The following is a 14,350-nucleotide window of genomic DNA, read 5'->3' on the forward strand; positions in this document are numbered from 1 at the left end:
TTAGTCCATACTTTTATAGAGTCTGTATTTCCTTATTATTGCAGCCACCTCTGGGCTTATCATAGAGGAGATATCCCTGCCATCCCTTATGGCGTTCCTTACCTCTGTGGAGCTGTAGGGGAAGATGGGGCTATCCAATACCTCTATATTTGGATGGGTAGGGGTGTACTCCCACCCTCCTCTCCTGAGGACGATAAACTTGGCTTCCTCTATGAGCTTGTGGTACTCCTTCCACTCATGGAGGTAGTCAGCTGAATCCTCCCCGATTATTTCGTAGAACTCTCCATCTGGATAGATCTCCTTGAGCTTCATCAGGGTCTCATAGGTATAGGAGGTCCCCTCCTCCCTTATCTCTATATCGGACACCTCTGCCCCCTCTATCTTCTTGCACGCTGCCTCGGCCATCTCCAGTCTCATCCTGCTAGAAATTAATCCCTCTCTATGAGAGGGATTTCCTACAGGAACCACTATTAACTTATCTAACTTTTTTTGGGAAAGAACATACTTTATTATCCCTATATGTCCCAGATGGATGGGATCAAAACTCCCCCCATAGACACCTATCTTCTCTGTCTTCTTAACTGTCTGGGTCATATCCTACAGCTCCGACATTGCCTCGATAAGCTCCTCTTCATTGGTAGCTTCAAAGACACTTTTTCTGTAATCCTTATTTCTGAATATTCTGGCTATCCTTGCAAGAAGGTTTAGATACTCCTTGTTCTTTGTTTTTGGAGCTCCAACCAGTATTACAAGCTGAGCGTCCTCTCCGTCTGGAGTATTGAACTCTATTGGGTGCTTTAGTAGAGCTATGGATACAATTATATCCTCTACACTTTCAGATCTTGCATGGGGTACTACTACTCCCATACCTATTCCCGTAGTTCCTACCTCTTCCCTCTGGAATACCTTCTCCAGAAAAGCTCCCTTATCCTTTACCACCTTAGTATTCTGAGCCATCCTTTCTGCAAGAAGCTCCACCACCTCTTCCTTAGTGAGCTTCTCCTCTACCACAGTAAGAAGTTTGTTAGTAAGATAATTTATCATCGTATGACCTCCCTGATTTATAAGCCCTTTATAATCTCAATTTCATAGTAGTTCGCTTCTGTCTTTCTTCCCTGAGATATCTCCTCCAGCCTCTTCTGGGCTATCTCTATAAACTTTCCTTCATTGGTGTAGCTGTACTCCCCAAGAACTCTTAGGTATGCCAAAAGGTTTAACTCCTCCTTAGACCCTCCTGCCTTAAGGTTCTCTATTGCAGCAAGAACTTTCTCCTTGGAAACTCCAGATGTTCCTTTAACCTCTTCATAGACACGGAAGTCCGATCTTACAGTGGCAAGATAAGTCATTGCTGCGTTCATTATATTATCGTCATATTCATCCCAGATAAGCTTCTTAAGGGCCAGAGCCATCAGTGCTTTCTGGCTATCCATCTCCTCCATAAGAGTATAGTGGAAGAGCTTCTTGAAGAATCCCTCCCTGTCTCTCAGGTAGAGCTCCTTGGCATATCTCTTAGCAAAATCTACATTGCCGTTTGCTAATATTTTAAAGAAGTTTCTGTTCAGCTTCCCCAGGTCCTCCCTGGATAACCTTTCGATCTTCTTGTGCTTGACTCTCTCCACTGGATTAGCCAGTTCAAAGAACATATCTCCCAGCTTCTCCTGGTTTCTGCTAAAGGCTCCAAGGAGAAGGGTATAGTTCATAGGCTTTCTTTTTATATTCCCCTCGCCGTCTATTGTGAAGTAAGCTCTGCAGCCTATGATCTCAGAGAGGGAGGAAAGGCTCTTCCTTATCCCCTCCTCTGCTACCATCTCTCTGAATACTTCTCTTCTGTCATCCTTTATTGCTTCTATCAAATTAATTACTTCCATCTAATCCTCCCACTGGTTTTAGAGTGTTGTCCTCTAACATTGTAAACTTGATCTTTAGTACATAGGTATTTTCCAATTTAAAATTTCTTGGGAGTTTTACCAGATCTTTTTCAGTTGTTATTATGTAGTCTGCGTCCATCATCTCTGCACGCTTTCTTATATTTTTAAAATCCTTCTCCTTGAAGTGGTGGTGGTCTAAAAAGTCCACCCTCTCGATATATTCAGGATCCAGGGATATTACAGTTTTCTCAAAATTTAATGGATTGGCAAGTCCCGAAAAGAGCAGTACTCTCTTCCCCTTCACCCAAAACAGAGGTTTCATATTCCCCTTAAGGTCACAGAATGAGGATACACCATGCTTTGCAATGGATACCTCCTTCTTGTATCTTCTCAGATACTTTCTGATCTTCTCTACTTCCCTCTCTCCTACAAGGTCGGATTTTGTTATTATAAACTCTGTAGCCCTTTCAAGTCCCTTTTTAAGGTCCTCACGAAGAGTTCCCTTGGGAAGAAGTGCCCTTCCCCCAAAGGGGTTTGTTGCATCTACAAGGATTACATCCCTGTCCCTCTTAAGCTTTCTATGCTGAAACCCGTCATCCAAAATTATTGTATCCACATCAAAGTGCTTCTTTACAAAGCTGCAGGCTTTAAATCTATTGGCACCAACCACCACAGGAACTTTAGCATTCAGTGCATGTAGGAATGGTTCATCCCCACTCTCTTTTGGCGACGCAAATATCTCTCTTCCGTCACTGACCAGAAAGGGATCCCTCTTTCTCTTCCCTTTATATCCCCTTGAAACGATGGCAACCTTTCTTCCCTGATCCAGAAGCTTCTTTGTGAAGTATTGCACACCTGGAGTTTTTCCAGTTCCACCTACAGTGATATTTCCCACACAAATTATCTCTACTCCAGGGACCTCCTTGGGTTTGAGTATTCCCTTGTCATAGAGACGATTCTTTATAGATGTTACTAGATAGTATATATACGCTAAAATTTCCATTATTACCTCTCATCCCATTTAAAGAAAGAGCTCTCTTCTTATCCTGTTAATTACTGCCCCAACTTCATATTTTCTTGTAAATACAAGACTTCCCTGTTCTGCCCTTAAGTAGTTGCAGATATTCTCATCCTTCATCTCATCTTCAACCCTGTCAAGTAGATCCCTCAGATCGGGATTACCATTGGATTTAGTAAACAATCTCTTAAGAAGCTCTCCTACAAATGGTACCTGACCATTTTCTACAAACTGCTCAAGGGATCTGATATCCACCACATCTTTATTTATAGAAAGTTCGTCTAAATCTCTACCCCTTATTTTACATTTTTTATCGTTGAAAAGTAAAGGAATTTTTTTGCCGTTGAGCTTTTTTCTCCCTGGGACAATGCTTGTTTCATCCTCAATTATCTTACTCTCTCTGTACTTTTCATCTATCTCCTTGGCCCTTTTGGTTATATCTGTCACCCTGTACTCATCCAGCATAAGAACGTTGTCCGATACACTGAAGTAATCCCCCAGACCTCCGACTACTATAATTGTAGATACATCCAGCTGCTTTCTCAGAGATCCTACCTTCTCTATAAATGGGGTGATAGGCTCCTTGTCATGGCTTATGAGCTCCTGTATCTTTCTGTCACGTACCATGAAGTTAGTTGCTGAGGTATCCTCATCTATAAGAAGGAGCTTGGCACCAAGCTCTATAGCCTCCATTATATTACAAGCCTGAGAGGTTGATCCGCTGGCATTTTCACTTGTGAAGGACTTAGTATCCTTCTTGTGGGGAAGGTTATTTATAAAGGTACTGATGTCAGCTTTCTCTATGCTTCTTCCATCCTCTGCCCTTATCTTTACAGCATCGTAAGTTGTAATCACAAGCTCCCTTCCGTCTCCAGGGATGTGGTTGTATACTCCCTTCTCGATGGCATTTAGAAGGGTAGATTTACCGTGAAATCCTCCTCCTGTTATGGTGGTTATTCCCCTCTTTATTCCCATTCCTTCCACTGTGGTCCCATCCTCCAGCTTCAGCTTTACAAGCATGTTGCCAGGGGATTTAAACCTAACTGCATCTGTCATAGGCCTGTCATCTACAGAGTTCTTTCTCGCAAGAATACTTCCCTCTCCGATAAATGAGATAAGCCCCTCCCCAGCCATGGCTCTTCTTACCATGTCTGATCTCTCATTTACCTTCACATGTCTCTCAAGCTTATCCAGGTGGATGTTTTTTGCAGTTATCCCCTCGTAGATTCCCTTTACCTTATCAAATAGCAGGGTCTTGGCTTCTCTTCCCAGAACAGTTCTTCCCCTGGCTGGAAGTCCCAGGTAAAATCTGAAGGTAAGCTTGTCTCCAGAGATCTCCACAGCACTTCTCTTGATTATCTCCTGACCTACCTTAAGGATGCTTATATTTCCGCTCTTACCGCTTCCCATTCCCCTTCCAGGTCTGCCATATCTGTTTCCTCTCTGCTCTCCCCCTTCTCTGCTTCCTCTTTCCTCTTTAACTCCTCTTCCTGCGCTGCTTCTTATAGCCTGTCCCAATTTTCTCAGGAAGTAGTCCTCAAAGGCAAGCTTCTTTGAGGGAGTATCATAGAGTTTCTTGGAGTACCCCTCCTTTATCAGGTCTATCTCACATGAAAGGAGGGAGGGAGATGCAAAGGGATCTCCCTGTACCTTGATTATATTCAGGATGTAGCTTCCAAAGTTATAGCTTCCCTTAATATCCTTGTATGCTTTATATCCCCTTCCATCTATATCTCTTAAGAGTCTCTCTAATCTTCTCATTATTCCACCTCGTTATCTTTATTTTAAGTTCTTCCACAGTGTCTGGAGGTCTTTCTTGCTTATTTTATTCAGTTGATAGCTTCTAAGCCGACAACCTACATCCTTACCGACAGTATCTTAGATTCCCCTATCTCCTTGTTCATAGTTACTCCATACAGGGTATCCGATTCCCTCATAGTTTCCTTGTTGTGAGTTATAAGGATAAACTGGGATCTGTCTGTAAACTCCTTTAGCTTTCCAATAAGTCTCTTGGTGTTGGCTTCATCCAGGGCTGCCTCTATCTCATCGAAGAATGTAAATGGACTTGGCTTATACATGAATATTCCCATGATAAAGGCCACAGCCACCATGGACTTCTCTCCCCCTGAAAGAAGGGTAATGGACTGTCTCTTCTTGTTTTTGAACTTAACCATGAGCTCTATTCCAGTCTCCAGGATATTGGTGCTGTCGCTCAGCTCCAGCCTCCCCTCGGAGTTGCTGAGGATCTCACGGCACATATATCCAAAGTTCTCATTTATGGATTCATAGGCCTCTAAGAATCTCATCTCCACAACATTTTCTATATCCTTAATGAGCTCCCTCAGAGCCTTTTCACTCTCCATAAGGTCCCTTCTCTGGTTCCCTATAAACTCAAACTTCTTCTTAACCTCTTCAAACTCCTCTATGGCAAGGAGGTTTACAACTCCCAGGTTCTTTATCCTTGCCTCCAGCTTAAGGAGCTCCTCCTTGGATGCAGCCAGGTCCTCTATCTGGGCTCCCTGCTCCACATCCTTCAGCTCCTCTCTCACAGCTTCCAGCTTTCCTCTTCTGAGGCTCTGCTTCTCATGGTTTTCCAGCTGGTTTCCAAGTTTGTTGTTTCCAAGGACTATCTTATTCTCAATATCCTTGACCCTCTTGATGGTTTCCCTCTCCTCCTTCTCTATGAGGGAGTACTCGTTTCTCTTTTCCTTTATCTCAAGAAACTCCTTCTGATATCTTACATTTTCATCTGTATAAGACTCCTCCAGGGCTTTCAGCTTCCCTTCAAGCTCCTCTATACCTCCTGTGAGCTCCTCTATCCTCTTTTCTACAGCCTTTCTTCCAGACTCTACTTCCTTCAGTTCCTCCCTCTGTCTCTCTGCTTCCCTCTCGGTCTGCTTGAGGGTCTCCCTGTTGTTCAGGAACCTGATCCTCTTATCACTAAAGTCATCCTTTAGAGCCTCTACTTCCTCCCTGCACTTGGTGATCTGTTCTCCACCCTGCTGGATCTCCTGTCTCAGCTCCTCCATGAGGTCTTCCACCTTGGCCCTGTTGTCCTTGGCATTCTTTTCAAGCTCCATATACTCGCTTATGTAGAGGTTTTCCTCCCTCTCCTCCAGTTCCACAGTTCTGAGGTTCTTCAGGAGCTTATCTCCAGCTCTGGATATGTCTTCCAGAAGTTCCTTGTCTCTCTTTACCTGGGTCTTAAGGGTTTCCTTGAGATCATCTAGGGCTACCAGCTTCTCCTCGGTAGCTTCCATCTTCTGGCTCAGTTCCCCGTATTTTTTTTCAGAGATACTATGCTTCTTTTTATGTTCAGCCACTATGGCCTCCAGCTTCTTTATCTCCTTTTTTCTTTCAAATATCTGAGAACTTACAGATCTGAGGTTTTCTCCCCCTGTTATCCTTCCTCTAGAGGACACCAGCTCTCCGTGGAGGGTAACTATGTTACCCCTGTGAAGGTTCCTCTTAGATATCCTTACAGCGGTGTCCATCTTATCTACAATAAGAAGGTTTCCAAGAAGCATATCTACAACCCTTTCATACTGGGGATCGAACTCCAGCAGGTCGCTTCCCATCCCCACAACTCCAGGTTCATTGGGTTTAACAGCCTTCTTACCGGATCTCACTGTATCCAGCGCCAGGAAGGAAGCCCTTCCCGCCCTTTTCTCCTTTAGGAGGCCGATACACCTCTTGGCTACATTACTGTCTTTAACTATGATATCCTGAAGGTTTCCGGGGATTGCAGCCTCTATGGCTCTCTCATACTCCTCTGGAATAGTTACCAGGCTGATAAAGGCTCCCTCTACTCCCTCTATATTTGAGTTAAGAACCTCCTTTACTCCCTTGTAGAACCCTTCATTGTTAGCTTCCAGCTTCATAAGGTTTTCAAGCTTTCCCCCGTGTCTCTTAAGGTTGTAATCAGCTTCCCTCATTACCTCATAGGCACGGTTCATCTCCTGGCTGATACTTCCCACTGCTTCCTCCAACACTTCAAGCCTGCCGTCTATTCCGTTATACTCCTCCTCCCTCTGGGATAGGAGCTTAACCTGCTTCTCCTGCTCTGCCTTGTTTTCATCTATCTTCTTTTTGTACTCCTCTACCTCTCCCTGGAGCTCAGATATCTTGGAACGGCTGCTCTTCATCCTCTTGACATTGTTTTCCATGTCCGTCATGTACTTCAGCCTGTCCACCTCATAGGTCATGAGCTTGTCCTTCTTTATATTCAGCTCTATCTCAAGATCCCTTTTTTCCTTGGACTTTTCCTCAATAACGGTATCAAAGGTTCTATTCTCCTTCTCCTGATCCACTATCTCCTCTGTTAGGAGCTCTATCTTTATCTCTATCTCATCTATGAGCTTTCTCTTGAGGGCAGTTCTTTCCCCAGCAGCTGCAAGGACCTCCCTCTTCTCCTCCAGCTCCCTTCCATAGGATTTTTTTCTCTCGGTAAAGAGGGTCCTGTCATTTACTATCTTATCTATATCCCTCTTGAGGTCTACATTACTCTGGGAAAGGGTCTCGATCTCCTCGCTGAGCCTTTCCCTTGAATTATTCAGCTCCTCCAGCCTCTTCTCAGCTTCCTCAAAGGCTTCCTGATCTGAGGCAATATCCTCCCTCAGCTTAGCTATCCTTCCCTCCAGTTCTCCAATGGATCTCACAGCCTGGGCGAGCTCTATCTCATTTATCCCCTTGGCAAGGACATTCTTTTCCTCGCTGAGCTCCCTGTACTTAAGGGCTTTTCCAGCCTGTCTCTCTATCTTTACCTTGTTGTCCTCAAGCTCTCCCAGGATGAGGTCTATCTTCTCCACCTCAGCCTCTACCTTCTCAAGTTTCTTTTCAGCTTCAGCCTTTCTTACCTTTACCTTCTTGATCCCGGCAGCTTCCTCTATTATTCCCCTTATCTCCTTACTGGAGGAGGAGATTATCCTCTCTACCTTACCCTGACCGATAACCGAGTAGGCACTCTTACCTACCCCCGTATCCATAAAGAGCTCGTTTATATCCTTGAGCCTGGCCTTGGAGTTGTTTATAAGATACTCATTCTCACCGGTTCTGTGAAGTTTTCTGGTTATCTTTACGTTGTCCTCCTCCATAGGAAGGGTTCTGTCGCTGTTATCTATGTAAAGGGATACCTCTGCACTGTTCTTGGGTTTTCTGTTCTTTCCCCCGGAAAATATTACATCGGTACTCTCCCTGGCTCTTATATTTTTATAGGACTGCTCTCCCAGTACCCAGAGGGTGGCATCCAGTATATTGGATTTTCCACTTCCATTGGGTCCCACTATGGAGGTTATTCCCGTGTCGAAATCGACCTTAACTTTTTCTGCAAAGGATTTGAATCCATTTACTTCTACAGATTTTAAATACATGTATCACTCCTAAAGTATATAATTATCTAAATTTTCCTCTTCTGTCTCTTCCTTGTAGATATTATCTACTTCCCTCTTTCCAATCTTTATAACCTGCAGCTTCTCGTAGGGAGCCTCATACATTATCTCCTTAAGGACAGTTTCTACTACTGTAGCCAGTCTTCTTGCTCCGATGTTCTCCACATTTTCATTGAGGTCCATAGATACCTCAGCTATCCTCTCTATGGCACCCTTAGTAAAACTGATATCTACATTATCTACCTTAAGGAGGGACTTGTACTGCTCTAGAAGATTGTACTCCACCTGGGTAAGGATCTTGATAAAATCCTCCTCCTCTAGGTTTTTAAGTCTTACCTTTACAGGGAATCTTCCCTGGAGCTCCGGCATAAGATCTGAAGGGCTTGACAGGGTAAAGGCCCCTGCTGCAATAAATAGTATGTGGTCCGTCTTTACCGCTCCATACTTTGTCATTACAGTTGTTCCCTCAACTATTGGAAGGATATCCCTCTGTACCCCCTGTCTGGATACCTCGCTTCTGCCTCCTCCCTCTCTCTCGGCTATCTTATCTATCTCATCGATGAAGATTATTCCGTCCTGCTCAGTTGTTCTTATGGCCTCTGGAATAATGGCCTCCATATCTATATTCTTTTCCACCTCTTCATTTAATAGGTAGTCTATAGCGTCCACAACATTCATAAGGATGCTCTTACTCTTACCCCTTCCTGGGAAGCTGGATACGATATTATCTATTATCCCCTGCACTCCCTCTTCTGGTGCGTTCCCAGCTGAAACCACCTCTACAAAGGGAAGATCACCCTTGGGACTCTTCTCTACCTCTACCTCATAGTCATCATACTTTCCAGCCAGGATATCCTCTACAAGCTCCTTCTTTACATCCAGGTTCACTGTGTCATAGGGTTTTATCAGCTTGGCAACCTTCTCTATAACACCCTCCCTGTACTTCTCCTTGAGCTCCTCCACCTTGTCGCTCTTCAGCTTTCTGATGGTGATCCCCAGAAGGTCCTTTATCATAGACTCTACATCCTTACCTACATATCCCACCTCTGTATACTTGGTAGCCTCTACCTTGATAAAGGGAGCATCAGCAAGCTTGGCCAGCCTTCTGGCTATCTCCGTCTTCCCCACTCCTGTTGATCCGATAAGGATGATGTTTTTAGGGGTAATCTCCCTTCTCATGTCACTATTTTCTATTGCTTTTCTTCTATACCTGTTCCTCAGAGATATGGCTACATTCTTCTTTGCCTCATCCTGTGAGATTATATATTTATCTAGTTCTTCCACTATTTTTTTAGGCGTCAGTTTATTTTTCATCTTCGATACTCTCCCGAATAAAGTTTTTACCATATTATATAATATTTGCTCATCTATTACAAGGAAACTAAGGGTTTGAAGGGGTAGATAAGGAACCTTTCCAAAAAAAACAAAAAACCCGCAGTGGGTTTTCTGTCTCTCTATTTAATATAATCATTTCTTATAACAAAATTAACTTATGACTTTTGAGTAATTAAGTCTTAAGAGGATACACCTCAGGTGCTACGTCCCTCTCTTTTCCTTAGTCAAGTTCTATCTTCTATGCTATTGAACTTGGTTTTTTGTCTTTAAATCTTTGCCCTTTATCTATAACCTAAACTCGACTGATCTATGATTATACGTTAGGCTGCTCCTTACCCTATTCGGAACCTCCCCATTTCTAATTAGCAAGTAATTAATCTGGTTGTTATCCCCCATTATCTCCACCATCCCGCTCTCATCAAATATATTCATTCTGACCTCTCTACCTTCATCTGTCTCTATCAGTGGCAGACTTCCTAATCCATGAATATATCTCATTTCTCTCCCCTTTCTATAAGACTTCTACAAATCCAATTTCTTCTAATGGCCCCCTTACCCTTGAACTTATAGGTTCAAGAATAACTTCAGTGGCACCATTGCTAAAACTATAATTTATCATTTCTGCTCCTATTTGAGCTCCAACGTTTCCTACAACACCTTCTTGCCTAATCTCTCGATTTACAAGTGCCCGAGGATCTCTTAACCCCAAAAATAAGCTATATCCTACACTCCTATCTAAGACACCAATACTTAATAATTCACCACTCCCGTCTCTTGCCACAAAACTATTAAAACTACTTGCATTTAAAGAAAGCTTGGTTAGCTCCCAGACCTCATACCAAGTATCAAAAGCATGATCATCAATTCTGTCTTTATTTTTTGAAAAATACGCCTCCCATTCATCTAACTCTTTAGAAAGCCTTTCCATTTCTGCTTTGTCTGATTTCTCATGTCTTGAAATAGACATCTCTTCTTTGACGCCAGTAGCTGGATCTATATAATCTGAATATCTTTGATTCTTGGAATCCCATCTCTTTATTGTCTTGTCTACTTGAAAAATTTCAGCAGAATATCTATCTCTCGACAAAACATAAACTTCTCCATCAGGATCTACAAAATTAATTGGATTATTCCCTACATAAACATAGGGGCTAAACCCTTGTTTTGCAGGATCAGGGCTGTTAAATCTTCCTGTTGCAGGATCATACTCCCTTGCCAGGTAGTTGTACTCCTCTACCTCCTCATCCCACTCCTGCCCCGTATATCTGTACCTTATATTCCCTACTTCCCCTGATGTTGTTGTCTCTCCAAAGTCGGAATAGTTGAGTTCTCCTCTCTTTTCACCATACTCATCTGCCGCAACCCTCGTTGAGCCCAGGTGATCTTTCAATAGGTAATTGACCTTATTTCCTTCCATTACTCCTACCATTCCGCTTTCATCGAATATGTTTATCCTGGTGTTTCCAGTTTCATCTATTTCAACCAACGGTAGTCTTCCTAATCCATTAATATATTTCATTTTTTCTACCTCCCCTTATACTATAACCTAATTTTTACATAAAATTCTTCCCAATTCCCTGCATTATCTAGAGGTGTATGCTTTTTTGAAAAAAAAAGTTTCTTTTCTTTAAATTCGCCCTGTGCAAATGGAACAGCATAACCTGAGGTTGCTCTTCCTACTCCCTCAAGCCGCACATCCACAGTCTTCAATTCCAAATGAGTTAATTCGTGAAATATAGTGTACTCAAGGCTTACAGGTCCTACATTTGACATGTTTACTCTTATAACTTCATCCATATTTTTTCTTACATACGCTTCTGCATTGGGCCTATCTGTAGGTTTAAAAGTAACTACATTCTCATTTAAATATCTGTTAATGATTTCAAATCCCTCTTGAACCCTCCTTAAAGTGTCAGGAGTATCACTACCAAAAACCTCTTTAGAAGTGGTTTTAAATTTTTCATTTTCAAAACTTGAAAGCTCATTAGTTAAAAGTCCACTTACAGTTGATTCGATATTCAATACTGATGATTCAATTTGTTTTCTATCTTGCATTTCAAATGATACCCCTTTCTTGTTTATTAAATATCTAACCCTCACTTTTCCATCGGAATCCACAAAGTTAATTGGATTATTCCCCACATACACATAGGGGCTAAATCCTTCCCTTGCTGGATCTGGGCTGTTAAATCTTCCTGTTGCAGGATCATACTCCCTTGCCAGGTAGTTGTACTCCTCTACCTCCTCATCCCACTCCTCCCCCGTATATCTGTACCTTATATTCCCTACTTCCCCTGATGTTGTTGTCTCTCCAAAGTCGGAATAGTTGAGTTCTCCTCTCTTTTCACCATACTCATCTGCCGCAACCCTCGTTGAGCCCAGGTGATCTTTCAATAGGTAATTGACCTTATTTCCTTCCATTACTCCTACCATTCCGCTTTCATCGAATATGTTTATCCTGGTGTTTCCAGTTTCATCTATTTCAACCAACGGTAGTCTTCCTAATCCATTAACATATTTCATTTTCCTCCTTTAAATAAACCTTTCTACAAATCCAATTTCTTCTAGTGAAGCCTTTGCTCGTGGACTTATAGGGGTACTAGTAACTTCAGAGGCCCCATTGCTGAAACTATAATTTATCATTTCATTTCTTATTTGTGTTCCAACGTTCCCTACAACACCTGCTGGTCTACTTTCTCGGTTTACGAGTGCCCTAGGATCTCTTAAATTTAAATGTAGCTCATAATCTCTAGAACCACCTAAAACGCCTACACCTAATAATTCTCCATTTTCATCTCTTGCGATAAATTCCTCAAAAAAAAGAAAATTGTCGTCATTATGAATTATATAACCTTCAGTTAGGGAATGAATCGTATACCACGAGGAAGCATGAGCGTCAATCTTATCTCTATTTTCTAAAAAATAGTCTTTCCATTTACTTAAATCCTTCAGAACCCTAGCTTGTTCTTCTTTACCTAATTCTCGATATCTTAAAATAGACATTTCTGATTTGATGCCATTGTTTGGGTTTATGGAATCTAAATATGTTTGGCTCCCTGGATCCCATCGCTTTATTGCTTTATCAACTTTCAAACTGGAATATTTATCTTCTGACAAAACATAAACTTTTCCATCTGGATCAACAAAATTTATTGGGTTATTTCCTACATACACATAGGGGCTAAACCCTTGTTTTGCAGGATCAGGACTGTTAAACCTTCCTGTTGCTGGATCATACTCCCTTGCCAGGTAGTTGTACTCCCCTACCTCCTCATCCCACTCCTGCCCTGTATATCTGTACTTTATATTCCCCACTTCCCCTGCTTCTGTTGTCTCTCCAAAGTCGGAGTAACTGAATTCCCCCCTCTTTTCACCATACTCATCAGCCACAACCCTCGTTGACCCCAGGTGGTCTTTCAATAAGTAATTGACCTTACCCCCTTCCACTACTCCTATCATTCCGCTTTCATCAAATATGTTTATCTTAGGAACTCCGTTTTCATTTACTTCTATCAATGGAAGTCGCCATAATCCATGAATATATTTCATCTTCCCTCCTTATTTTTTCTCCCTTATAAATAGTAAGATAATTTTTAAAGTACCTCTATCAAACCTAAACAAAGGACCATGACAGTCCTTTATTTTTTAAATTTTACTTTTTATTTTATGAGGACTCACCTTATTGGAAAAGTTGACTAAAGAGTTGCTCTATTATACTTCTTGCACTCTCACTCTTCTCGCGCAACCGAAAATCCTTGTCCATAAAGACTCACTTGCAACTTCGGGAGTTGAAAATGAAGTAATCTCCTTATTTGATATGCTATATTTCAAAGTCGCATCACTAATATTTTCATTTTCTGCAATTTTAGCACTTTTTATCGTTTCTTCAGCATAACTTTGACTATACTCTGGCTTAAAATCTGGATCCCCCGGCCTAACTAATTTAGACCTTGAAATGTGGAGATCAACAGCCATACCACCTTTTGAGACAAATTCAAATAAGTTTGATGCGTCAGGTTTTTCTCGATATACACCACCTTTTATCTGACTGATAATTTTTAACCTATCTTCCAGTGTGCCTTTAAAAATCTTTTCAACCTCGCTTTCATTAATATTGACCATATAATTTTTTAGGCCCTCTTTGTTTGGGTGCCAACCGATGTTATCATCATCATCATGAACTTGAGTGAGGTGCCCCTCTGTAAAATACAAGCTAGGTTTGCCTGGGTTTGAAGGGGATTCTGTGTAGCCTATATAACTTCCTGTTATATAGGTTTTCACTTTTCCATCGGAATCCACAAAGTTAATTGGATTATTCCCCACATACACATAGGGGCTGAACCCTTCCCTTGCTGGATCTGGGCTGTTAAACCTTCCCGTTGCAGGGTCATACTCCCTTGCCAGGTAGTTGTACTCCCCTACCTCCTCATCCCACTCCTGACCCGTATACCTGTACCTTATATCCCCTACATTTCCCGATACTGCTGTCTCTCCAAAGTCGGAGTAATTAAATTCCCCTCTCTTTACTCCACTCTCATCTGCCACAATCCTCGTTGACCCCAGGTGGTCCTTCAGCAGGTAGTTGACCCTATTCTTCTCCACTACTCCTATCATTCCGCTACCATCAAATATGTTTATCTTAGAAACGCCATTTTCATTTACTTCTACCAAGGGCAGCCATCCTAATCCATGAATATATTTCATTTTCCCTCCTTAACTTTATTCTTGAGTTACTCCAAAAG

General features: G+C 42.1%; 12 protein-coding genes. All 12 read right to left on the bottom strand.

Going from position 1 to position 14,350, the window contains the following annotated elements; genetic code table 11:
• Positions 1-594: a nicotinate-nucleotide adenylyltransferase gene (gene nadD, locus QMG11_RS11170; RefSeq protein ID WP_281836009.1), complete on the bottom strand. Its 594-nt coding sequence runs from the start codon at positions 592-594 to the stop codon at positions 1-3.
• Between the two features lie 3 nt (positions 595-597).
• Entirely contained in the window at positions 598-1,044 is a 447-nt protein-coding gene (locus QMG11_RS11175) for a PTS sugar transporter subunit IIA (RefSeq protein ID WP_281836011.1), read from the bottom strand.
• A 17-nt stretch (positions 1,045-1,061) separates the two neighbouring features.
• Positions 1,062-1,868 carry a hypothetical protein gene (locus QMG11_RS11180; protein WP_281836013.1) on the bottom strand — a complete coding sequence of 269 codons (807 nt, stop codon included), beginning with the start codon at positions 1,866-1,868 and terminating at the stop codon, positions 1,062-1,064.
• Positions 1,855-2,871: a tetraacyldisaccharide 4'-kinase gene (gene lpxK, locus QMG11_RS11185; RefSeq protein ID WP_281836016.1), complete on the bottom strand. Its 1,017-nt coding sequence runs from the start codon at positions 2,869-2,871 to the stop codon at positions 1,855-1,857. Before lpxK ends, QMG11_RS11180 begins: the two co-directional genes overlap by 14 nt.
• Before the next feature lie 18 nt (positions 2,872-2,889).
• Entirely contained in the window at positions 2,890-4,647 is a 1,758-nt protein-coding gene (locus QMG11_RS11190) for an ABC-ATPase domain-containing protein (RefSeq protein WP_281836018.1), read from the bottom strand.
• A 95-nt stretch (positions 4,648-4,742) separates the two neighbouring features.
• Positions 4,743-8,255, bottom strand: coding sequence for a chromosome segregation protein SMC (smc, locus tag QMG11_RS11195; protein WP_281836020.1), 3,513 nt, complete (start codon positions 8,253-8,255; stop codon positions 4,743-4,745).
• A gap of 9 nt (positions 8,256-8,264) precedes the next feature.
• The gene (gene hslU / locus QMG11_RS11200) at positions 8,265-9,587 is read right to left on the bottom strand and encodes an ATP-dependent protease ATPase subunit HslU (protein WP_281836022.1); all 1,323 of its coding nucleotides are present in this window, start codon (positions 9,585-9,587) and stop codon (positions 8,265-8,267) included.
• 306 nt (positions 9,588-9,893) lie between these two features.
• Entirely contained in the window at positions 9,894-10,106 is a 213-nt protein-coding gene (locus tag QMG11_RS11205; RefSeq protein WP_281836025.1) for a hypothetical protein, read from the bottom strand.
• 13 nt (positions 10,107-10,119) lie between these two features.
• Complete coding sequence (locus QMG11_RS11210; RefSeq protein ID WP_281836027.1) at positions 10,120-11,127, bottom strand: RHS repeat domain-containing protein; 1,008 nt, start codon at positions 11,125-11,127, stop codon at positions 10,120-10,122.
• A gap of 20 nt (positions 11,128-11,147) precedes the next feature.
• Entirely contained in the window at positions 11,148-12,131 is a 984-nt protein-coding gene (locus QMG11_RS11215) for an RHS repeat protein (RefSeq protein ID WP_281836029.1), read from the bottom strand.
• 9 nt (positions 12,132-12,140) lie between these two features.
• Entirely contained in the window at positions 12,141-13,157 is a 1,017-nt protein-coding gene (locus QMG11_RS11220) for an RHS repeat domain-containing protein (protein ID WP_281836031.1), read from the bottom strand.
• A gap of 162 nt (positions 13,158-13,319) precedes the next feature.
• On the bottom strand, positions 13,320-14,312 hold the full coding sequence (locus QMG11_RS11225) for an RHS repeat domain-containing protein (RefSeq protein WP_281836033.1): 993 nt from the start codon (positions 14,310-14,312) through the stop codon (positions 13,320-13,322).
• Between the last annotated feature and the right edge of the window lie 38 nt (positions 14,313-14,350).

Source organism: Propionigenium maris DSM 9537 (genome assembly GCF_027925155.1).
GTDB classification, from domain to species: domain Bacteria; phylum Fusobacteriota; class Fusobacteriia; order Fusobacteriales; family Fusobacteriaceae; genus Propionigenium; species Propionigenium maris.

Excerpts from the sequence above, each read along its gene's own strand:
- QMG11_RS11190 (WP_281836018.1), bottom strand. The coding sequence starts at position 4,647 with ATGAGAAGATTAGAGAGACTCTTAAGAGATATAGATGGAAGGGGATAT.
- QMG11_RS11220 (WP_281836031.1), bottom strand. The coding sequence starts at position 13,157 with ATGAAATATATTCATGGATTATGGCGACTTCCATTGATAGAAGTAAAT.
- QMG11_RS11205 (WP_281836025.1), bottom strand. The coding sequence starts at position 10,106 with ATGAGATATATTCATGGATTAGGAAGTCTGCCACTGATAGAGACAGAT.
- nadD (WP_281836009.1), bottom strand. The coding sequence starts at position 594 with ATGACCCAGACAGTTAAGAAGACAGAGAAGATAGGTGTCTATGGGGGG.
- QMG11_RS11215 (WP_281836029.1), bottom strand. The coding sequence starts at position 12,131 with ATGAAATATGTTAATGGATTAGGAAGACTACCGTTGGTTGAAATAGAT.
- QMG11_RS11225 (WP_281836033.1), bottom strand. The coding sequence starts at position 14,312 with ATGAAATATATTCATGGATTAGGATGGCTGCCCTTGGTAGAAGTAAAT.
- lpxK (WP_281836016.1), bottom strand. The coding sequence starts at position 2,871 with ATGGAAATTTTAGCGTATATATACTATCTAGTAACATCTATAAAGAAT.
- QMG11_RS11210 (WP_281836027.1), bottom strand. The coding sequence starts at position 11,127 with ATGAAATATATTAATGGATTAGGAAGACTACCGTTGGTTGAAATAGAT.
- hslU (WP_281836022.1), bottom strand. The coding sequence starts at position 9,587 with ATGAAAAATAAACTGACGCCTAAAAAAATAGTGGAAGAACTAGATAAA.
- QMG11_RS11180 (WP_281836013.1), bottom strand. The coding sequence starts at position 1,868 with ATGGAAGTAATTAATTTGATAGAAGCAATAAAGGATGACAGAAGAGAA.
- smc (WP_281836020.1), bottom strand. The coding sequence starts at position 8,255 with ATGTATTTAAAATCTGTAGAAGTAAATGGATTCAAATCCTTTGCAGAA.
- QMG11_RS11175 (WP_281836011.1), bottom strand. The coding sequence starts at position 1,044 with ATGATAAATTATCTTACTAACAAACTTCTTACTGTGGTAGAGGAGAAG.